The 19,522-nt window shown below is 41.4% G+C and carries 19 protein-coding genes; 7 read left to right on the plus strand and 12 right to left on the minus strand.

The window, feature by feature from the left end; all coding sequences use genetic code 11:
* Positions 1-373: 373 nt before the first annotated feature.
* From QTN47_RS17815 to QTN47_RS17825, 3 genes are all read right to left on the minus strand, one after another.
* A complete protein-coding gene (locus QTN47_RS17815) occupies positions 374-1,321 on the minus strand; it encodes a class I SAM-dependent methyltransferase (protein ID WP_369330762.1) in 948 nt (315 codons plus the stop codon).
* 233 nt (positions 1,322-1,554) lie between these two features.
* Entirely contained in the window at positions 1,555-2,745 is a 1,191-nt protein-coding gene (locus QTN47_RS17820) for a pyridoxal phosphate-dependent aminotransferase (protein WP_369330763.1), read from the minus strand.
* A gap of 124 nt (positions 2,746-2,869) precedes the next feature.
* Entirely contained in the window at positions 2,870-3,637 is a 768-nt protein-coding gene (locus tag QTN47_RS17825) for a DUF4397 domain-containing protein (RefSeq protein ID WP_369330764.1), read from the minus strand.
* 429 nt (positions 3,638-4,066) lie between these two features.
* Between QTN47_RS17825 and QTN47_RS17830 the strand changes: the two genes are divergently transcribed.
* Together QTN47_RS17830 and QTN47_RS17835 are read left to right on the plus strand one after the other, a co-directional pair.
* The gene (locus tag QTN47_RS17830; protein ID WP_369330765.1) at positions 4,067-5,494 is read left to right on the plus strand and encodes an L-serine ammonia-lyase; all 1,428 of its coding nucleotides are present in this window, start codon (positions 4,067-4,069) and stop codon (positions 5,492-5,494) included.
* Between the two features lie 302 nt (positions 5,495-5,796).
* Positions 5,797-6,255 carry a hypothetical protein gene (locus tag QTN47_RS17835; RefSeq protein ID WP_369330766.1) on the plus strand — a complete coding sequence of 153 codons (459 nt, stop codon included), beginning with the start codon at positions 5,797-5,799 and terminating at the stop codon, positions 6,253-6,255.
* Between the two features lie 81 nt (positions 6,256-6,336).
* Here the strand turns inward: QTN47_RS17835 and QTN47_RS17840 are convergent, their stop codons facing one another.
* The 6 genes from QTN47_RS17840 to QTN47_RS17865 form a co-directional block, all read right to left on the minus strand.
* Positions 6,337-7,164: a sulfite exporter TauE/SafE family protein gene (locus tag QTN47_RS17840; RefSeq protein WP_369330767.1), complete on the minus strand. Its 828-nt coding sequence runs from the start codon at positions 7,162-7,164 to the stop codon at positions 6,337-6,339.
* Positions 7,165-7,174: 10 nt separating this feature from the next.
* Entirely contained in the window at positions 7,175-7,960 is a 786-nt protein-coding gene (locus QTN47_RS17845) for a carboxylesterase family protein (protein ID WP_369330768.1), read from the minus strand.
* A gap of 102 nt (positions 7,961-8,062) precedes the next feature.
* Entirely contained in the window at positions 8,063-8,863 is an 801-nt protein-coding gene (locus QTN47_RS17850) for an O-methyltransferase (protein ID WP_369330769.1), read from the minus strand.
* Positions 8,864-9,095: 232 nt separating this feature from the next.
* On the minus strand, positions 9,096-9,593 hold the full coding sequence (locus QTN47_RS17855) for a dihydrofolate reductase (protein ID WP_369330770.1): 498 nt from the start codon (positions 9,591-9,593) through the stop codon (positions 9,096-9,098).
* A gap of 234 nt (positions 9,594-9,827) precedes the next feature.
* Positions 9,828-10,625 carry a thymidylate synthase gene (locus QTN47_RS17860; protein ID WP_369330771.1) on the minus strand — a complete coding sequence of 266 codons (798 nt, stop codon included), beginning with the start codon at positions 10,623-10,625 and terminating at the stop codon, positions 9,828-9,830.
* 52 nt (positions 10,626-10,677) lie between these two features.
* Positions 10,678-11,865: a proline dehydrogenase family protein gene (locus tag QTN47_RS17865; protein WP_369330772.1), complete on the minus strand. Its 1,188-nt coding sequence runs from the start codon at positions 11,863-11,865 to the stop codon at positions 10,678-10,680.
* 498 nt (positions 11,866-12,363) lie between these two features.
* Here QTN47_RS17865 and QTN47_RS17870 point away from each other — a divergent pair, with 498 nt between their 5' ends.
* On the plus strand, positions 12,364-12,882 hold the full coding sequence (locus QTN47_RS17870; RefSeq protein WP_369330773.1) for an acyl-CoA thioesterase: 519 nt from the start codon (positions 12,364-12,366) through the stop codon (positions 12,880-12,882).
* Between the two features lie 171 nt (positions 12,883-13,053).
* Here QTN47_RS17870 and QTN47_RS17875 read toward each other — a convergent pair whose 3' ends face one another.
* Entirely contained in the window at positions 13,054-14,253 is a 1,200-nt protein-coding gene (locus tag QTN47_RS17875; RefSeq protein ID WP_369330774.1) for an NAD(P)/FAD-dependent oxidoreductase, read from the minus strand.
* A 148-nt stretch (positions 14,254-14,401) separates the two neighbouring features.
* Between QTN47_RS17875 and QTN47_RS17880 the strand changes: the two genes are divergently transcribed.
* Entirely contained in the window at positions 14,402-14,557 is a 156-nt protein-coding gene (locus tag QTN47_RS17880) for a lmo0937 family membrane protein (RefSeq protein ID WP_369330775.1), read from the plus strand.
* A 39-nt stretch (positions 14,558-14,596) separates the two neighbouring features.
* Here QTN47_RS17880 and QTN47_RS17885 read toward each other — a convergent pair whose 3' ends face one another.
* Positions 14,597-15,385: a mechanosensitive ion channel family protein gene (locus QTN47_RS17885; RefSeq protein WP_369330776.1), complete on the minus strand. Its 789-nt coding sequence runs from the start codon at positions 15,383-15,385 to the stop codon at positions 14,597-14,599.
* A 207-nt stretch (positions 15,386-15,592) separates the two neighbouring features.
* Here QTN47_RS17885 and QTN47_RS17890 point away from each other — a divergent pair, with 207 nt between their 5' ends.
* Both QTN47_RS17890 and QTN47_RS17895 read left to right on the plus strand, forming a co-directional pair.
* Positions 15,593-15,940: a hypothetical protein gene (locus QTN47_RS17890; protein WP_369330777.1), complete on the plus strand. Its 348-nt coding sequence runs from the start codon at positions 15,593-15,595 to the stop codon at positions 15,938-15,940.
* Positions 15,941-15,963: 23 nt separating this feature from the next.
* Entirely contained in the window at positions 15,964-16,827 is an 864-nt protein-coding gene (locus tag QTN47_RS17895) for an SDR family oxidoreductase (protein ID WP_369330778.1), read from the plus strand.
* A 361-nt stretch (positions 16,828-17,188) separates the two neighbouring features.
* Here QTN47_RS17895 and QTN47_RS17900 read toward each other — a convergent pair whose 3' ends face one another.
* A complete protein-coding gene (locus tag QTN47_RS17900; RefSeq protein WP_369330779.1) occupies positions 17,189-17,650 on the minus strand; it encodes a ferritin-like domain-containing protein in 462 nt (153 codons plus the stop codon).
* Between the two features lie 379 nt (positions 17,651-18,029).
* Between QTN47_RS17900 and QTN47_RS17905 the strand changes: the two genes are divergently transcribed.
* Positions 18,030-19,478, plus strand: coding sequence for an alpha-L-fucosidase (locus tag QTN47_RS17905; RefSeq protein WP_369330780.1), 1,449 nt, complete (start codon positions 18,030-18,032; stop codon positions 19,476-19,478).
* Positions 19,479-19,522 lie beyond the last annotated feature (44 nt).

The raw sequence follows: 19,522 nt of genomic DNA on the forward strand, positions 1-19,522 counted from the left end.
TGACGTTGAGGTTGCAGGCTTGCTCATTATTCTGTACTTGGTATTGATGCTGTTGTGATTACTTTTTCTGATAAGCCAGGATCGTCATATCGACGATAGGAGATATCTCCCAAAGTTGAAGATGTCTGTGCTTAACTTAATGACATTGCCCGAAGGGGTGGCATAATAAAATATCACCCCGTCGGGGTTTGAAGGCATGGTTTCTGCCTTTTCTATAATAATACCATCCCTGCGGGATTGCATAATCCTCTGCTAAATCTTCTCATAAAAATTGAATATCGGCACGTTTAATCGTTTGCATATTCGCACATTTACCAATTCGTATATTCACTCATTTGCATATTTGCACATTTACTCATCCGCACATTCATTTTCAATTCTTAATTAATCTAAAGCACCATCTTTTCAGCTTGCCTTCAAAGTCAAAAGGCGTGGTAGCTTTGGTGATGTCTTTTATTTCAGTTGTATGAATTTGCTCTTTGTCGAGTTCGAATTTGGTGAAGTTGGTACTGAAGTAGAGAGTGCCGCCTTTTGAGGTTGCTCGGAGAACATCATTAATTAATTCAACATGGTCGCGCTGAATGTCGAGGAAATCCTTCATGCGCTTGCTGTTGCTGAAGGTAGGCGGATCCATGATCACCAGGTCGAAGCTATCTGGCTGTAAGGTTTTAAGGTATTGCTTTACGTCCGCATGAACGAAGTGATATTTCTTGCTATTGGAGAGATTGTTTGCTTTAAAATTATCTTCTGCCCAACCCAGGTAAGTTTTAGAAAGATCAACAGATGTAACGGAAGCCGCATTTGCGCAGGCTGCATAAACAGAGAATGATCCGGTATAGCAGAACAGGTTCAGCACGCGTTTATCTTTTGCCTGATCGAAAACCATTTTCCTTGTGATGCGATGATCGAGAAACAATCCTGTATCAAGATAGTCTGTTAGGTTCACCAAAAAATTGAGCCCGTTTTCTTTCACTGTATGAAACTGTTTTTCATCACCCAGCTTTTCATATTGATCCTGCTCACGGTGACTCATTCTTTTTCTCTCACGCACAAAGATCTTATCCTGGGGAATTTCGAGTATCCTGCTGATTGCAGGCAGACATTCATCCAGCCACGCATCATGTTCTTCATCCGTCATTCCATGCCTGCGAACATATTCTGCAACGTAAATCATATCCTCATAGATCTCAATACAAAATGGAAATTCAGGCAGATCATGATCGTACACGCGGTAGCAGGAAACGCCCTGTACTTTAGCCTGCTTCCTGCGGTGTTTGAATACTTTACTCAAACGGTTTTCAAACATGATGAGCTTATCCATTAGGTTGTACGTTTTACGTTTAAGGCCTTTTTGATTATCCGCTTGTTATATTCTGTTATAAACTACAATGTTGCGTTGTAAGTGGAGTGTTGTACAAATTCCAACCACCTTCTCCGGTGAAAAACGTACAACGTATAACTTATAACGTATAACGTCCCACTATAAATTAAAAACGTTGTACGTCTTACCTTTTAAGGGCTTAAACGTACAACGTATAACTTATAACGTATAACTTATTTCAGCTTCGCCAGCGCGTCTTTCACTCTTGCCCATGCTCTTTCAATGTTAGGAAGGCTGTTGGCAAAAGAGAAACGAACGCAGTTAGGCTCTCCGAACGCATCGCCCATTACAGAAGAAACGTGTGCAGTGTTTAAAACATACATACAGAAATCTCCTGAATTGTTGATGGTTGTAGTTCCGTCTGATTTGCCAAAGTAAGAACTAACATCAGGGAAGATGTAGAACGCGCCCTGTGGTTCAAAACATTTAACACCAGGAATGTCTTTGATGAGTTCCATTACCCTGTTTTTTCTGCGGGTAAATTCTTCTGTCATTTCCTGTGAAGGCTTCAAGTCGCCGGTAAGTGCAACCACAGCAGCTTTCTGTGTAATAGAGCATGTACCGCTGGTGATCTGTCCCTGCAATTTTTCGCACGCTTTTGCAACTGCGGGGTTGGCAGCAATATAACCAAGGCGCCAGCCGGTCATTGCAAAACCTTTACTCAAACCGTTGATGATCACGATGCGCTCTTTCAGTTCAGGGAACTGAGCAATGCTTTCGTGCTCGCCAATAAAGTTGATATATTCATAGATCTCGTCAGAGAGAATATAAATGTGCGGGTGCTTTTTAAATACTTCTGCAAGTGCAGTTAACTCTTCTTTTGTGTATACCGCGCCAGATGGGTTACATGGAGAAGAGAACATGAACACTTTTGATTTATCAGTAATAGAAGCTTCCAGTTGTTCCGGAGTGATCTTGAAACCAGCTTCAGGTGTAGTGCGTACTTCAACAACTTTACCCCTGGCTATTTTCACCAGTTCAGAGTAAGTTACCCAGTAAGGAGTAGGAATGATCACTTCATCACCTTCATCTACCAAAGCAAGAATTGCATTTGCAAGACTTTGTTTGGCACCGGTTGAAGTAACAATGTTTTCTGGTTTATAATCAAGATTGTTGTCGCGCTTCAGCTTTGTACAAACAGCTTCTCTAAGGTCTAAAAATCCAGCAACAGGTGTGTAGTGGCTCCAGTTGTCATTAATTGCTTTAATGGCTGCATCCTTCACGTGTTGTGGCGTATCAAAATCAGGTTCACCTAAGCTAAGGTCAATTACATCAATTCCCTGAGCTCTTAATTCGCGGCCCAATTTGGCCATTTTGAGTGTTTCCGGTTCATTGAACCTTTCCAAAAGAGAAGAAAGTTGCATAGTTGGTTGATAGATTTTTGGCGGCAAAAGTAAGTAAAAATGTGTTTTGTACTTTTTATATTATACCACCCGTTGTTAGTTTATAGAATATTGACATTTTCTTTTAAAGTTATCGCCAGTCGCATCAAGGGGTATTATCAATCAATTCCAGGTGAAGCTTCTGGGCAGCGGTGGCTCTGGTGGAATCAAAAAAGCCGGCAAGGTAAAAAGTATAGAAATGTGTTCGGGTAATTGGAAATTTTTGCTTAATAATAACTGTGTCTTTTATGGCAGTGGTATCAATGTGGTACAAGCTTGCCAAAATCTCTACTGAGTCTCTTTTGGTTTTAAGCGTTGTGAAATTACCAAATGCATTGGTGATATTTTGGTCGTTGAAAACGCGGGCCTGGGAAGGATTAATAATAATCGTATCAATTTTTTTATCAGAAGTATCGCTCAACACGCGGAAATAAATATTTAATGGCCTGCCATCGGGGCATAAGTACAATACGCGTGCTCTCGCATAGATACTATCTGGTCTGAAATCGTCTTCAATGATTGAAGGTCTGATCTTGTAAAAACTATCCACAGCAAAAATGCTGTAATAGCGTGCCGGCAGCCATGTTGCAATGAAGGAAAAAAGTGAATCGGTTTGCCCGGTTTTAGTCAGTTTCATGCCATATGTGCCTGTAATAAGATTATGGGCATATGCAGTTGAGTCCCCGAAATTTACGTTTGAAAAGATTGAATCACCATTTCCCCATAAAGTAATGCCGGTCGGCGCATCTGGGCTGGCATTAATCAACATAACACTGCTATTAGCAGCAGTAACGTGAGTCTTGCTGCATTGAATGGCCAAAACAGAAGTTAATAAAGCTGCTACAACGAATAATCCTTTCCTAAACCTTGTCATGAATAAATTTTGATAACACTGGGCAACAATGTTATGCAAATATTGTGAAAAAGCGATTAGCTATGAGCTATTAGCTATTAGCTGTCAGGTATCAGGTATCAGGTCTCAGGTATTAGAGAAGGTGTAAGGTATTAGAGAAGGTGTAAGGTATGAGGCATGAGGTGTGAGGTGTGAGGCATGAGGTGTGAGGTGTAAGGCGTAATGGTTAAGGTGCGGGACGTATGCGTTAAGCTGCCAGATGTGATCGTTTGGTGTGCATTTGTTAAAAACGATAATTTCAAAAACGATATGTTAATTGTGGTACCAAAACCTCAAAGCCTTAAGCCTTATACCTGAAACCTGAAACCTGATACCTGATACCTTATGCCTCACACCTCACGCCTCATTCCTCACACCTATTTCCTATATTTGACGCATCCAAGAATAGTTATGCCACACGAAGCAATATCCGCATTTGATATTTTTAAGATAGGAGTAGGGCCGTCCAGTTCACATACTTTGGGACCATGGAAAGCTGCATTACGTTTTGTAGATCATATTGAAGCCAATTATGGATTGAATAATCTTGAATCGGTAACGGTATTGCTGTATGGTTCACTGGCAAAAACCGGTAAAGGGCACGGGACTGACGTCGCGGTAATACTCGGTTTGTGTGGCGAGAACCCTGAAACGATTCCGGTGGATTCTATCAACGAAAAGATCAACACAATCACCAACAAAAATCAACTGGTTGTTGGCGGTAAAAAAGCTATTGCGTTTTCACCTTCATCTGATATCCAGCTTTTATACAGCGAATCACTACCTTATCACCCCAACGGAATGAGCTTTTTGGCTTCTTTTACCAGCGGAGAACAGATAAGTGAGACCTATTATTCAATAGGAGGGGGGTTTGTTGTAAAGGAAGGAGAAGAAGGTTTAGCGGCAAAGCCTGTTCAGTTACCTTTTCCGGTTAATACGGCGAACGATCTGCTGCACTGGTGCATGACCACAGGATTTGCAATTAATGAAGTGGTAATGGAAAATGAAAATGTGTGGCGGAACGAAGACGAAACAAAAAGCGGCATGCTTCGTATCTGGCATACGATGACCGATTGCATATACAGGGGCTGTCATAGCAAAGGTGAACTACCGGGCGGACTGCATGTAAGGCGAAGAGCTTTTGATCTTAACAAAAAACTGCTAAATGGTTCCGCATATAACTCGCAGCAGGAATGGCTGGATGCTATTAAAGCAAAGGGCAGTAATTTTCAATATATTCTTGATTGGGTAAGCTGTTTTGCACTGGCGGTAAATGAAGAGAACGCCTCTTTTGGCCGTGTGGTTACAGCTCCTACAAATGGCGCTGCCGGTGTAATTCCAGCAGTTCTGCAATACTTTGTAATATTCTGCGACGGCAATGATGATGATAAAATTGTACGCTTCCTGCTTACTGCTGCTGAAATAGGCAGCATATTCAAAAAAGGAGCTACAATATCTGCGGCAATGGGCGGTTGCCAGGCTGAAATCGGGGTATCTTCTGCAATGGCTGCAGCGGCGCTTACAGAAAGCCTGGGAGGGACGCAGAAGCAGGCATTGATGGCTGCTGAAATAGCAATGGAGCATCATCTCGGATTGACATGTGATCCTGTCGCAGGCCTTGTGCAGGTTCCCTGCATTGAACGCAACACAATGGGTGCCATCAAAGCAATCACCGCTTCTCAGCTTGCACTTCAAAGCGCTCCAGATTATGCAAAAGTTTCGCTTGATAATGTGATTACTACTATGTGGAACACAGCGCTTGATATGAACAGCAAGTACAAGGAAACCGCTGATGGCGGCCTTGCTGTAGCTATTCCAATCAGCTTAAGTGAATGCTGATGTTTAGCTATTGAGCTGAATTTGATTTTAGTTTCTAATGTTAAAAATGCATGACGGATGCGGCTTCACTTGAAATGTTGCGTTATTTTGTTTATATTGCCCGGAAAGTTTTCAAGTTCTTCCTCAACCAATATCCAATGTAAAATTTTTCTTCTTTTTTAAACCGCACCCAGTTGTATGCCATCTGAAATTGAATCGGAAATTCTTATGCTGAATTAAAGGTTTTTTAAAGTTGTACGTGGGATTTGGCAGGAGAATTGCATTTTTAAATGTATTCAGTATTCAATTTAGTAACGTCAGTAATGAGAATCCAACTAACTTTTTTTGCACTGGCTATGCTTGTGCTAACCTTGCCTGTAAAAGGGCTAACGCAGACCAGACCTTTCAATGGAGCCAATAAGATCATTGCAAGTTTCAATGGCAATAGTGACTCTTTAATGAAGAAAATACTCACCTATTTTGCCGACAAAGGCTATGCTGTTGAAGCTGTAGACAAGAATTCAGGAGTCATAAAAACAGGAGAAAAGTCTCCGATGAAAACGCTCGTGTCAGTTAAGATTAGTGCGATCGTAAAAGACAATACCATCATCTTTACAGGGCTGCGTAAATCGCGTAACGGCAATGGCCCTACTATCGGGCAGGATTTTCGGGAGATCACTTGTGGAGGAATTTGGTCAAGTGAGCAAAAAGATGCCTGGGACGAACTGAATAAAGTTGCACAAGGCATAAAGCCAACTGCAATAACGTATGCGAAGAATTAAATTTCCTTCGGGTTACGTGAGAAATAGTAAGGACAGCGTTCAGTTTATGAATGTTGTCTTTTTTGTGTGAAGGAATATCCGCTAAAAGTATTTGTCCAGCTTAAACACATCCCACGCAAAACGGAGAACAGTTCCTGCTATAACGATCAGAAAAAAAATCCTGATGAAGCGGTTCCCTTTTAACAGCGCCAGTTTTGACCCCAGAAAAGAACCGGTAACATTACATACAGCCATAGGAATTGCGTACTGATATAGGATATGTCCTGTCGAACTAAAATATAAAATTGATGCAAGATTGGTTGATATGTTCACCATCTTGGCGTAGGCATTAGAATGCAGGAAATCCTGGCCTATAAAAGTGATAAATACAAGTAACAAAAAACTTCCGGTTCCCGGTCCGATAAAGCCATCATAAAAACCGAGTAACAAGCCAAAGCAAATGCCGTAAGCGAGGGCGTTTTTACTCGCATCAGGATTGTGTTCTGTCTGGCCGAAATTTTTATTTATAGCCGTATAGATAAATACCCCTGTAAGTATAATCAGAATAACAGGTTTGAATATATGGTTACTGAGCGTGGTTGCCATATAGGATCCGGCAAAAGCAGCAACAAAGGCGCAGAGCGCAATGCTCAGTAAAAGCTTCTTGTTGAATTTAACTCTTCTCGCATACTGCCATGCGGCGGTTCCTGTACCTGCGAATGAAGGAATTTTGGTTGTGCCTAACAAAGTAGGCACCGGGTAGTTTGGCAGAATAATGAGTGTAGCCGGTGTTTGAATCAGGCCGCCTCCACCAACGATCGCATCCACAAAACCTGCAGCGAACGAAGCGCAGCACAATAAAACGAGTGACGAAAAATCCATTATTATTTTGATCCTTATAATATTCCGGTGCAGGATAGTGCTCTGCACCGGAATGCATTTATTTTCTTGATTGTGACATCAGCCAGGGTAATAACCCAGGCTCTGCAAAAGCGTTGTCCCAGCTATTGTGTTTCACGCCCGGGTATTCGGTATATTTTATGTCTGCACCTGCTTGTTTCAAGGCCGCGACCATGTTCCTGCTCCAGTCCGGATTAACAACATCGTCTGCCCCGCCATGAAAGATCCATAATGGAAGTTGCTTTGCATATTTTGTTGCATCTTCCGGACGACCTCCTCCGCAAATGGGAAATGCAGCTGCAAAGTAGGACGGGAAACGTTGTAACATGTCAAAGGTTCCAAAGCCGCCCATTGACAAGCCGCCAATGTATAACCTGTGTTTGTCAACACGGTTGGAGCCGGAAATACTATCCATCAGCAGCTTGGTAAGCTCTAAAGATCGCTGTATTGGCGTACCATCTTCTAACGCAATCATGCGCTTTCCTGTACTGTCCTGTTTGGACTTATATCCAACCCAGCTGGTACCGGAAGGGCATTGGGGAAATATAACAATTGCCGGATATTTTTGTCTTACCGCACTGTCAGCAAAAAGCTTTCCGCCGTGTACAAGCTGCGCTGTATTATCATTGCCTCTTTCACCCGAGCCATGAAGAAAAAGAATGACAGGATATTTTTTCCCTTTGTGGTAATTTAACGGGTAAAGAATCCGGTATAAAAGCGTATCGCCATTGCGGATGAACGTTTTCTTTTCAAAATCAGGAAACTGATCCTGCGCCCTGGCTGATACAAAAGCCAGCATTAAAGCAATTGCCAGAATTTGTTTCATCGTTTTATTTTTTACTCAAGTTAGGGTTTGTATGTTCAATCTGGTTACATTTCGGTTGTCTTGCATTTTCTTTATGTGAAATCCTGTAATTCACCCTGCACATTAAAAATCTATTGTAAAATGTTGTTTCTCTTTGTTTTCTTTTCTGAAGAATACAATGCCGATAAAAAACAGGTCGATGCTTAAGGTTACTGCATTATGGTTCTTTACGTACTCCCATGCTTCCTCCATTTCGCTGCTCCAATGCACATCGTCAAAGATCAGTATACTGTATTCATGAATTTTCGGCAACAATGCATGAAAATAATTGATCGTCGGATCTTTCCGGTGATTGCCATCAAGGAACGCAAAGTCAATTTTTTGAGGAATCGTCTGCAAGGCATTATCGAGTGTTTCATCAAAATTGCCCTGGATAATGCGAATGTTGTTAAGGTTGAGTGATTGGAAATTTTCTGACGCAACTTTTGCGATCTCAGAAGCTCCCTCCATCGTAACTACTTCAGCATGTGTGTTGGCGCTTGCCATATATGAAGTGGTAATGCCAAGAGAAGTTCCAAGTTCAAGTATTGTGTTTGGTTGATAGTAATTCACCATTCTGAATAGTAACTGGCTGAATTTGGCCGGCTTTAAAGCTGAATGAGCAATAGACGCAATGCTGCGCTGATAGTGGGAATTAACACGTGATCCCGCACCGAAATCTTCTATCATTAAAACTGCCCGATCTTTTTTCAGCTTATCGCGAAGGCGCTCTATTGCATTAAAAGAATAGAAAGTTCTTTTGTCGTTTAATACTTGTGTAATAAAATTGAAAACAAAAGGGGAGTGAACACCGTGCCCCTTGCCATTGGATGATTGAACCTTGTACCGTATGTATTTACGTAGCAACTGGAATTTTGAATACATTCGGCGAAGATAAGGTGAAAGCTGTCGGAGAGGGCAAAGTAAAAATTCAAAAGTCAAAAATCAAAAAGTTCGAGGGTAAGGCCGGCTGATTCAGTGAAATACGGCTTTGCAAAGTCAAAATTTAAAAGTCAAAATAAGAAAGCGAGCGAAGTGAAGTTTGAATCTGCGAAGAACGGTATCAAGATGATAGAGCCTGCTTGTGGCTGATAGCTGACAGCTGACAGCTGACAGCTCACAGCCTTTCCCACACCTGGAAGCTGTAATCGTAGGCATGGTGCGTGTCTTTGAAAAAATCCTGATTGGAAGTAAGTTTGAATGTTGATTCGTCTATAACCGGGAAGAAAGTGTCAGCATCTTCAAATATGTGATGCACGCGGGTTATGTAGATCTTGTCTGCTGTCTTGATGGCTTCTTTGTAAATTTCACCGCCTCCAAGAATCATTAACTCTTTATAATCATTCTGCGCTGCAAGAAATTCCGCATCTCTAAGATTGCCCACGCTAACAATACCATCACCTTTAATATCTTTTTGTCGTGTGATCACTATATTCATTCTGCCGTTTAGCGGTTTGCTGCAAAGCGATTCAAAGGTTTTTCTACCATAAGCTACCGGCATGCCCCATGTGATATTCTTGAAAAATCTCATATCATTGGGTAATCGCCACAATAATTCATTATTTTTTCCAATCGCATTATTAGTAGAAGCCGCAACAACAAGAGATGTAGTCATATTATAGCTTTCAGCCGTCAGCTATCAGCTTTCAGCTTTTGGGTTGTAAAATCTCACTATTCTTCTAAAACAAGTTTATATAGCTTTCAGCTATTAGCTTTTTTGGCTGTAAAATCTTACTATTCTTTTAAACATGTGTATATATCTTATCCCTCAATTCTTCCTGTCTTACCAATCTTACGCGTCTTACGGTCTTACGATCTTACGATCTTACTGTCTTACTATCTTACTATCTTACACTGCAACCGGTGCCTTAATTGCCGCATGATGCTGATAATTCTCCAATGTAAAATCTTCAAAATTAAAGCTGAAAATATCTTTCACTTCCGGGTTGATCTTCATCGTAGGAAGCGGATAGCATTCGCGTGATAACTGAAGTTTGGCTTGTTCCAGGTGATTGTTGTAAAGATGGACATCGCCGAAGGTATGGACAAAATCACCGACCTCCAGGTCACAAACCTGTGCGATCATCATGGTTAAAAGTGCGTAAGATGCAATGTTAAACGGAACACCGAGAAATACATCCGCACTTCTCTGGTAGAGCTGGCAGCTCAATTTTCCATCAGCAACATAAAATTGAAAAAGTGCATGACAAGGCATCAGCGCCATTTTGGGAAGATCTGCTACGTTCCAGGCACTGACTATAATGCGCCTGCTGTCAGGATTATTTTTCAGTTGCTTGATCACATCGCTGATCTGGTCGATTTCCAGCTGATTGTCGCCACCGGTCCATCTGCGCCACTGTTTTCCATAAACTGGTCCCAGTTCGCCATTTTCATCAGCCCATTCGTCCCAGATACTTACGCCGTGATCTTTAAGATATTTAATGTTGGTTTCACCTTTCAGAAACCACAGCAATTCGTAAATAATACTTTTTACGTGAACCTTTTTTGTTGTCACTAACGGAAAGCCTTCTTTCAGGTTGAACCGCATCTGGTAACCAAAACAACTTAAAGTGCCCGTACCGGTGCGGTCGGTTTTAGAAGCGCCGTTATCAAGTATATATTGTAGTAATTGCTGGTATTGCTGCATAATTTTAGTCTTTAGCTCAAAACGAAAAGAAACAAGTAACAACTAACGCGTATTACGAAGCCTTTCTTCTTTCCAGTTCCTTTTTTAATAAACCCAGTTCCCTGCCTGTTTGTCCGCTGATGCTCGTGTTCTCCTGTGCGCGACGCATAAGGTAAGGAATTACATCGTTAATCGGGCCGAAGGGAAGGTATTTACTCACCGCATAACCGGCTTTGGCCAGGTTGAAGGTAATGTTATCGCTCATGCCATACAGCTGAGAGAAATGAACATTCGGGTGATTGTGTTTCCAGCCTTTTTCGTCGAGTAACCTGGCTGCCAGCATGTTGCTTGCTTCATTGTGAGAAGCTACGATGGCAGCTATTTTATCCAGGTGCTCAATACAAAATGTCACAGCAGCATCGTAGTCGCGGTCTGTCGCTTCTTTATCAGGCTGAATAGGAGAAGGGTAGCCCATTTCCAGTGCGCGGGCTCTTTCTTTTTCCATATAAGCGCCACGAACCAGTTTCACGCCAAGAATAAAATCCTGCTGCTGAGCTATCTGGTATGACATTTTCAAAAAGTTGAGCCTGTCGTGACGGTACATTTGTATGGTATTGAAAACGATGGCTTTATCCTTATTGAATATTTCCATCATTTCCATGGTAAGTCTGTCAACAGGGTCCTGTATCCAGCTTTCTTCAGCATCAATCAGCACTCCAATTCCCTTTTCGGCGGCATCTTCACAAATACGGAACATTCTTTCACGAACCTTGTTCCATTCCGCCATCTCTTCTTCATGATCATGTATGCCACTTCTTAAACGAGGAGCTTCGTTCAGGGTTTGCAGCAGACCGAAACGTGCAATTCCGGTTACTTTTACACTTATGAATGGCACATTTTTGCGTGATGCTGCAAAATCTATCACTTTGATAAATTCTTCAGTGGCATGCTCAAAACTTTCTTCGCCTTCCTTGCCTTCAACCCCGTAGTCCAGAATGACATTTACATTATAGTTGCCAAGCATATCACTGATGGCAGAAGTTTCGTTGAGCGTTTCGCCACCCACAAAATGCTTGAAAATGGTTTTTCTTACGATCCCCTTTATTGGTAAACCGGTTTTCATAATGAAGGGTGTAAGGCGTGCCCCAAAAGTTACAAACATAGGGTAATGCATGGTTTGTAATAGCCTTTTGGCGCTTTTTAGTTCTTTGTAGGACTTGTACGCGAATGCGGTTTCTGTGTTGTCAAAAGATAGATCCATATCATGCTGCTTTCCAGCTGCGAATATCGGTAGACTGTTGTTAAGTAAAAAATGAAATATGAAAATGTATTATGTACAATGTACGATATATGGTGTACGATGTACGATGTAAATCAACGCCGGAGCCTAGTGCTATTTATGACGTTTTAAGTACGAAGTACGGTACGAAGTACGGCAGGTGCGGCAGCGTGAGCAAAGAACGGATTAATAATTGTGCGGTCAGCGGCCTGATATGATGTTTTAAGTACGAAGTACGAGGTACGAAGTACGTCAGGTGCGACAACGTGAGTTAATAATGAACTGCGAATCGTTCGGTCTGGGACGGATTTCTTTGGCAAGCTTACGGACACTTACACCTCAAACCTCAAACCTCAAACCTTACACCTTACGCCTGAAACCTGATACCTGATGGCTGATAGCTGATAGCTAATAGCTAATGGCTCACAGCTCACTGCTGATAGCTAACAGCTTTCCGCTATCTTCGCACAAATTTTAATAATGGAAGAAAAAAGAGCCTCAGATAGTTTTACTATTATGAATGAGCTTGTGCTACCTAACGACACCAACGTTTTTGGAAATCTGATGGGGGGAAGGTTAATGTACTGGATGGATATTGCTGCCGCAATGGCTGCCGGCAAACACTGCAATGCACCCTGCATGACTGCCAGTGTTGACAATCTGAGTTTTAAAAATCCGATAAAACTTGGAAATATTGTACATATAGAAGCGAAGATCTCAAGGGCTTTTAATACATCTATGGAAATTCACCTGCGTGTTTGGGGTGAAGATTCGCTGCATCAATATTCATACGAAAGCAATGAGGCTTATTTCACTTTCGTGGCGCTGGATCCCAACGGTAAACCAAGGCCGGTACCTGCTGTTATCCCTGAAACAGAAGTAGAAAAGAAATTATATGATGGCGCTTTAAGAAGAAGGCAACTTCGTCTTGTACTTGCCGGCAAAATGAAACCGGATGATGCGGTTGAGCTGAAGGCGTTTTTTGTGCAGGCGCAGTAGGAAGCTTAAAGCCTAAAGCTTAAAGCTTAAAGCCTAAAGCAAGGTGCAAGTTGTACGATGTGCTTTTAGTTTTAAGAATAAGTGAAATCATCGAAAGCGGAAAATTTTCTGAAGGGTCAGGAACATTAGGTTTGTAAATCGTACATCGTACACCGTACATCGTACATTGAATCATCTCTCAAAGCCAAACACATTCTTCCCCCTCTTTCCTCGGCAAATGAAATCCCTGATCATTTGTGCGGCGATTACGCTGAATGTTATGCCATTGCCGCCGAAGCCGAGCGCGAAATAAGTATGGGGATGTTGTTTTACACTACCGATATATGGAAGGCCGTCTTTCGTAGAAGCAAAAGTTCCTGCCCACTGAAAATCTGTTTTAAAAGGAATATCCGGAAACAACGATGCAAAGCTTCTCTCCAGTTGTTTGGTTTTCTGTGGAATCAAGGCGTCTCTTTTTTTTGATCCCCTGAAATACTCATCCTTTCCGCCAATTACGATCCGGTTTGTGGCGGTTGTGCGCAAATAGAGATACGGGACAGCAGTTTCCCAGATTAGTGAATTCCTGTGCCAGAACTTACTATTGTTAAATGGTTCGCTGATGATGGCGTAAGTTGAATGCAGCGTTTGCACTTTTTGCCGGATATATTGTTGCGCTTCATAGCCGCAGGCAATAACCAGTTTTTTTGCCCTGATCTTTTTTTGAGAATCAGTAATCAGTTCCACTCCACGTTTGACATGGTGAATTTCTTCAACTTTTGTATGATCATAAATGCGAACGGATTTTTTTATGCAACTATTAAGTAAGGCATGCGTTAGTGCATAGGCATCAATCTCCGCTGCATCCCTGGAAAGAATGCCTCCGCCTTTTCTAAAGCCGAATTTATTCTGGATATCAATATCACTCAGCCATTCTACTTTAATACCTGCTGCTTTTCTTGCATTGTACTCAGCTTCCAACGCGGGAACATGTTTTTGCGTTGATGCAAATTGAAAGCTGTTTCGTTTTTTAAACGAGGTCTCATCTTTCAGATGATGAATAATTTCTTCCAGATCATAAATGGATTGTCTGCACACCAGGTAACTTTCTATTGCTGCGGACTCCCCAACTTTTTCTTTAAGCTTAACCAAAGACGTGTCAATTTCATATTGAAGCAGTGATGTGCTTGCGGCTGTACTTCCCGTTCCAACATGGCGCTTGTCAACAATTGTTACATCAAATCCTGCTTTATTCAAATGGTAAGCAACAAGGCTGCCAGTTACCCCTGCGCCAATAATTGCCACATCTGTAGAAACGTTTTCATTTAGGGATGGATAACTTTTCATCAGGCCATGTTCCAATAGCCAGTAAGGATAATCCGATCGTAGATCCATTTTACACGTTATTGTGGTTAATAATACACATAATGGTACACTGTTAATCAATTTACGGTAATAAAACATCTGTTTCCGGCTTTGCATCAAAACTGGCAATATTTTTTATTACAGTATTCATATTGTTTAAAATTAAAATTGTATCACTATGAGAAGTATATTGTACGTAGTGGCTGTTATTCTTGTTATAGGTTGGTTGCTGGGATTTTTTGTATATAGCGCCGGAGGTTTGATCCATATTCTTTTGGTGCTGGCAATTATATCAATCCTGCTCTCATTTATTAACAGGGGACCAAGTGTTTAATGTCGCTCTGGCCACATTCACTGTTTTTACCGGGCATGATCAGGTTATGCCCGGTAATTTAATTCCAGCAGAAACGAGCGCGTTTATTAAGAGCCTTTGAACTGCAAATCTGCTTTCCTCAAACTGGTCGGCGTCAACCCACGCCTGGGTACGTATCCGGTATCCATCAGGTTCTATTAAAGAGATTCCTATTTCAGGTACAGGGTCATCCTTTACTTTGTCTGATTTTGCAAGTGCATCCTGTATAATTGATCTGATTTTCTCGAAGTCAAAGCTAAAGTTGAACTTAAATTCAACGTCCATTCTTCTTATGCCATTTTTACTGATGTTTACAATTACTTCGTTAGAGAGCTTGCTATTGGGGATAATCACTGTTTTATTATCCAATGTTATAATAACGGTATAGAAAAGCTGAATAGAATTAACAATCCCATCCTGACCCTGTGCAACAATATTATCGCCAATCTTATACGGCTTTAGCAATAAAATAAGAATGCCACTGGTAAAATTCTGAAGTGTACCGGAAAGAGCCAGCCCAAATGCAACACCGAGGGCGCCTACAAATGCCGCAAAAATGGTCATTTTTACCCCGATGACCTGCATTACGGCAAGAATTACAACAATTTGTAAAACAGTCGTTATGAGGCTGAGTAAAAACGGCTTCAACGATGAGTCTACTTCGTGTTTTGAAATCATATTGCTGAACCATCGCTTCAAAAGGCGAATGGTCCAGAATCCAATGACGAGCAGAACAAGTCCTATGAGAACTTTGGGTCCGACGTTGGATATCCAGTTAACAAACTTGCTGTAGAAAGTGTGGAAATTCATGCTGGTTTTTCGATACTACTTTGAAAATTATGCCAGATGTAAAGGGCAGGATGCTTCTGATGATCGCACCTGGAAATGTATTTAGAAACAAGAGAATGTGTGGCTGTGGCCTCTTGCAGGGACTTATTCGTTCTTAAGATCCTGTTGAAACACACTTGATTTCTGTTTGGCATAATAGCTGTGAAAAAGAAACTATAAACTATTACCATGAAAAGTTCCACAGAAGAAATGAATACACCGGTCCAGATTATTGAACGGTTAAGAAAAAATGGTTATGATCACGAATTCAGATGGAAACCCGGCGGGTTGGCTATAGAGGATAAACTGTACAAACCAAGTCAGCTGAAAATTATTAAAACCTACAGGTTTGAAGGTTTTTCTGATCCGTCTGATATGTCTGTAATATATGTTATTGAAGCAGATGATCATACAATCGGCTGGAGTATGGATGCCTATGGCGCTTACAGCAGTCATGAAGATGAAGCCGGTTATGATAACATTATGCGAATGATACCTGTTGAAGGAAGAGATGAGCAACTGTTATTCAAGGTATAAGATTATCACTATAATTATCCTGTATGCAAAAAGCAAAACCACCTAAAAAACAGCGGCCGGAACAAAAGATCAGAAGCAGACAGGGCAAGGAGGAAAAAATGACTCCGGAACCGGTTTATTACAAGGAAAATCGGGATAAAAAGTTATTGGGCAAAGTGATCCTGATTACCGGAGGAGACAGTGGGATAGGACGCGCAGTTGCAGTGGCCTGCGCACAGGAAGGGGCTGATATTGCCATTGTTTATAAAGAAGACGATAGAGATGCAAAAGTCACTAAAAGCGAAGTAGAACTCCAGGACAGGGCATGCCTGATTTTACGCGCAAATATCACCTCTCCGGCTAATTGCAAAAAGGTTATTGAGAAAGTGACCGGCCATTTTCAAAAACTGGATGTGCTTATCAATAATGCTGCGGTTCAGTTTCCTCAAAAAGAACTGTCCGCCATTACCGAAAAGCAATTGCTAACGACATTCCAGACGAATATATTCTCACAGTTTTACATGTGCCAGGCTGCTGAACCTTATTTAAAAAAGGGTAGCTCAATTATTAATACTACTTCTGTTACAGCTTATCGCGGCAGCAATCATTTGCTGGATTATTCAGCAACGAAAGGAGCCATCGTTACTTTCACAAGATCACTGAGTGCATATTTTGTTGATAAGGGTGTGCGTGTCAATGGCGTAGCGCCCGGCCCCATCTGGACTCCGCTAATTCCGACAACATTTGATCCCGGACATGTCGCCAGCTTTGGTTCGGAAGTACCTATGGCCAGGGCTGGGCAGCCTGTGGAAGTTGCAGGTTGTTATGTTTTTCTCGCCAGCGATGATAGCAGCTACATGACCGGCCAGGTGCTTCATCCGAATGGGGGAGAGATTATTAATGGGTAGGGGTGGGGAGGTGTGAGGTATCAGGTTTCAAGGTATCAGGTATCAGGTATCAGGTTTGAGGCGTGAGAGTAAAAATAAAAATTCAAAAGTCAAAAACGTAGCCCGGATGCGCGCTCATTTAAACAAAAAACAGAATGTTTAGGCTGGAAAATAATATGTAAACGGCTCAATCGAATGAACAGCCTTTTTACTTTTTACTTTTGAATTTTGACTTCCCTTCTTCAATAAAAAAAGCGCGGAAAATCTCCACGCTCTTTTTTAACTCCAAATTTTTAAGTATCTATTTTAACCTGATTCCATCTTCCTCACACCTAATACCTCAAGCCTCAAACCTCCGACCTGACCTGATACCTGACACCTTCTATAGAATCCTCGCCGCATCTCTATACCCTCTTATCACATTATGTGATTGTAACAATTCTGATTTTTGTTTAATGATAATGCTTCTTAAATCAGTATCAAGATATTCTGACTCAATAGCCTCATTGTATGCTTTCTGTGCGGCATCCTCTCCATATTCGCAGGATTCCAGAATGCTTTTTCTATCCTGGCCCGCAAATGTATTTTTTACATCCATCCATGCACGATAAATTTTTCCGGGAAAAGTTGTGCCTTTGTCAACATCGCCGCCCAGGCTGGTTATTTGTGAAGAAAGTTCCTGCACATAGCCCTTGCTTTCGTTGATCATCCTGTTAAATAATATTTGAAGATCGCCATCAATCAGATCAGTCTTTTCTGAAGCCTTTTCATACCCGGCTATTCTGTCGTTGTTTATTTTTATCAGATCGTTCAGCACTTCAATAGTATTTTCTTTGTTAATCATAAAAGTTAAGTTTAGAAGTTATTAATACTACTGATGATAAATAAAATTCCGTGCCTTTTTGAACACAGATTAAAACAGTAAGCTGACGGGTGTTGTGTGGGGAAAATTTGGATACCACTTACACAAACGTAGAAACTAAGAAACAACAATTCCAATGGTTAAACGGTGTGCGCATTTGCGAAAGTGAATATTCAATAAGGAATTGCGTAAAAACAAAAAATAGCAGTGTTAAACATTGTTATCTTGCATCTTTTGTAGTAATACGTTTTAAGTTATACATGGTACGTTTATCAAAGCGCAGAATATTTAAACCATGTCTAACTTCTAACATTATAATCTACTACTCATAAAACGTATAACGTAAAACTTACAACGTAACATGATGAAACGGCTACTCACAGGTGCCTTTTTAGCAGCAGCAATGCTGGGGCAGGCGCAGGAACACAATACCAGCGCAAAATATATATATCCTTCTGATACGTTAGTTCAACAAAAACTGGCGCATTGGCAGGATATCAAATTCGGTTTGTTAATGCATTGGGGAACTTATAGTGAATGGGGTATTGTGGAAAGCTGGAGTATTTGTCCCGAAGACGAAGGCTGGACACAAAGGCGCGGTCCGTATAGCCAGACATATAACGGTTATGTAAAAGCTTATGAGAACCTCCAAACGACTTTTAATCCTGTTCAGTTTAATCCGCAGAAATGGTCTGCAGCAGCAAAAGAGGCGGGAATGAAATATGTGATATTCACAACAAAACATCATGACGGCTTTTGCATGTTCGACACAAAAGAAACTGACTACAAAGTAACTTCAAGTAAATCGCCGTTTTCTTCCAATCCAAAAAGCAACATTGCCAAAGAGGTATTCAACGCTTTCCGGAATGATGGTTTTATGATCGGTGCTTATTTCTCCAAGCCGGACTGGCACAGCCCTGAATATTGGTGGCCGTATTTTCCGCCAAAAGACAGGAATGTGAATTACGATCCCAGGAAATATCCTGAAAAATGGAACGCATTTAAAAAGTACACATACAATCAGATCAAAGAACTAATGAGCGAGTATGGTAAAATGGATATTTTATGGCTTGATGGTGGTTGGGTTCGTCCGTATTCATCCATTGATCAGTCTGTTGACTGGCAAAAAGCAATCACCTACAACCAGGATATAGATATGGCTTCAATTGCATCAATGGCAAGAACATATCAACCAGGTTTACTCATTGTAGACAGAACTGTTGAGGGTGAATATGAAAATTACGTAACGCCGGAGCAGACCGTTCCTAAAAAGGCGATGTTAACACCGTGGGAGTCATGCCTTACAATGGGTAATTCATGGAGTTATGTGCCCAATGATCATTACAAATCTTCCAATCAGCTTATTCATCTGTTGGCGAGAATTATTTCACGTGGCGGCAACTTCCTGCTGAATATTGGCCCATCACCTCAGGGCGATTGGAGCGATACAGCCTACAGCAGGCTGAAGGATATTGGTGCCTGGATGAAAAATAACAGCGAAGCAGTTTACAACACTATACCATTGGAACCTTATGAAGATGGTAATGTTGTTTACCTGCAATCCAGGGATAAAAAGAATATTTATGTGTATGTGCTGGCAGATGAAAAGAATGAAGATGTGACATTGCCTGCGCAGATTGATCTGAAAAATATCAGCCTGTCTAAAAGCGCTAAAGTGAGCATTTTAGGCAATAAGTCAGCAAAAGCAAAATTACAGACAACAGCGGCTGGGGTTAGCATCACCGTGCCTGCAGCCTTGCAAAAAGCGCCGGCAGGCAAATACGCTGTTGTGTTTAAAATCCAGTTGTAAAATTGTCAGTACAATCGATTGTGTTCATTGCCGTTCGCTTTAGC

The sequence above is a fragment of the Danxiaibacter flavus genome (assembly GCF_041060425.1).
In the GTDB taxonomy this organism is placed as follows: domain Bacteria; phylum Bacteroidota; class Bacteroidia; order Chitinophagales; family Chitinophagaceae; genus Danxiaibacter; species Danxiaibacter flavus.

Bases quoted from the DNA above. Each gene is read 5' to 3' on its own strand.
- QTN47_RS17815 (WP_369330762.1), bottom strand. From the start codon at position 1,321: ATGGATAAGCTCATCATGTTTGAAAACCGTTTGAGTAAAGTATTCAAA.
- QTN47_RS17820 (WP_369330763.1), bottom strand. From the start codon at position 2,745: ATGCAACTTTCTTCTCTTTTGGAAAGGTTCAATGAACCGGAAACACTC.
- QTN47_RS17825 (WP_369330764.1), bottom strand. From the start codon at position 3,637: ATGACAAGGTTTAGGAAAGGATTATTCGTTGTAGCAGCTTTATTAACT.
- QTN47_RS17830 (WP_369330765.1), top strand. From the start codon at position 4,067: ATGCCACACGAAGCAATATCCGCATTTGATATTTTTAAGATAGGAGTA.
- QTN47_RS17835 (WP_369330766.1), top strand. From the start codon at position 5,797: ATGAGAATCCAACTAACTTTTTTTGCACTGGCTATGCTTGTGCTAACC.
- QTN47_RS17845 (WP_369330768.1), bottom strand. From the start codon at position 7,960: ATGAAACAAATTCTGGCAATTGCTTTAATGCTGGCTTTTGTATCAGCC.
- QTN47_RS17850 (WP_369330769.1), bottom strand. From the start codon at position 8,863: ATGTATTCAAAATTCCAGTTGCTACGTAAATACATACGGTACAAGGTT.
- QTN47_RS17855 (WP_369330770.1), bottom strand. From the start codon at position 9,593: ATGACTACATCTCTTGTTGTTGCGGCTTCTACTAATAATGCGATTGGA.
- QTN47_RS17860 (WP_369330771.1), bottom strand. From the start codon at position 10,625: ATGCAGCAATACCAGCAATTACTACAATATATACTTGATAACGGCGCT.
- QTN47_RS17865 (WP_369330772.1), bottom strand. From the start codon at position 11,865: ATGGATCTATCTTTTGACAACACAGAAACCGCATTCGCGTACAAGTCC.
- QTN47_RS17870 (WP_369330773.1), top strand. From the start codon at position 12,364: ATGGAAGAAAAAAGAGCCTCAGATAGTTTTACTATTATGAATGAGCTT.
- QTN47_RS17875 (WP_369330774.1), bottom strand. From the start codon at position 14,253: ATGGATCTACGATCGGATTATCCTTACTGGCTATTGGAACATGGCCTG.
- QTN47_RS17880 (WP_369330775.1), top strand. From the start codon at position 14,402: ATGAGAAGTATATTGTACGTAGTGGCTGTTATTCTTGTTATAGGTTGG.
- QTN47_RS17885 (WP_369330776.1), bottom strand. From the start codon at position 15,385: ATGAATTTCCACACTTTCTACAGCAAGTTTGTTAACTGGATATCCAAC.
- QTN47_RS17890 (WP_369330777.1), top strand. From the start codon at position 15,593: ATGAAAAGTTCCACAGAAGAAATGAATACACCGGTCCAGATTATTGAA.
- QTN47_RS17895 (WP_369330778.1), top strand. From the start codon at position 15,964: ATGCAAAAAGCAAAACCACCTAAAAAACAGCGGCCGGAACAAAAGATC.
- QTN47_RS17900 (WP_369330779.1), bottom strand. From the start codon at position 17,650: ATGATTAACAAAGAAAATACTATTGAAGTGCTGAACGATCTGATAAAA.
- QTN47_RS17905 (WP_369330780.1), top strand. From the start codon at position 18,030: ATGATGAAACGGCTACTCACAGGTGCCTTTTTAGCAGCAGCAATGCTG.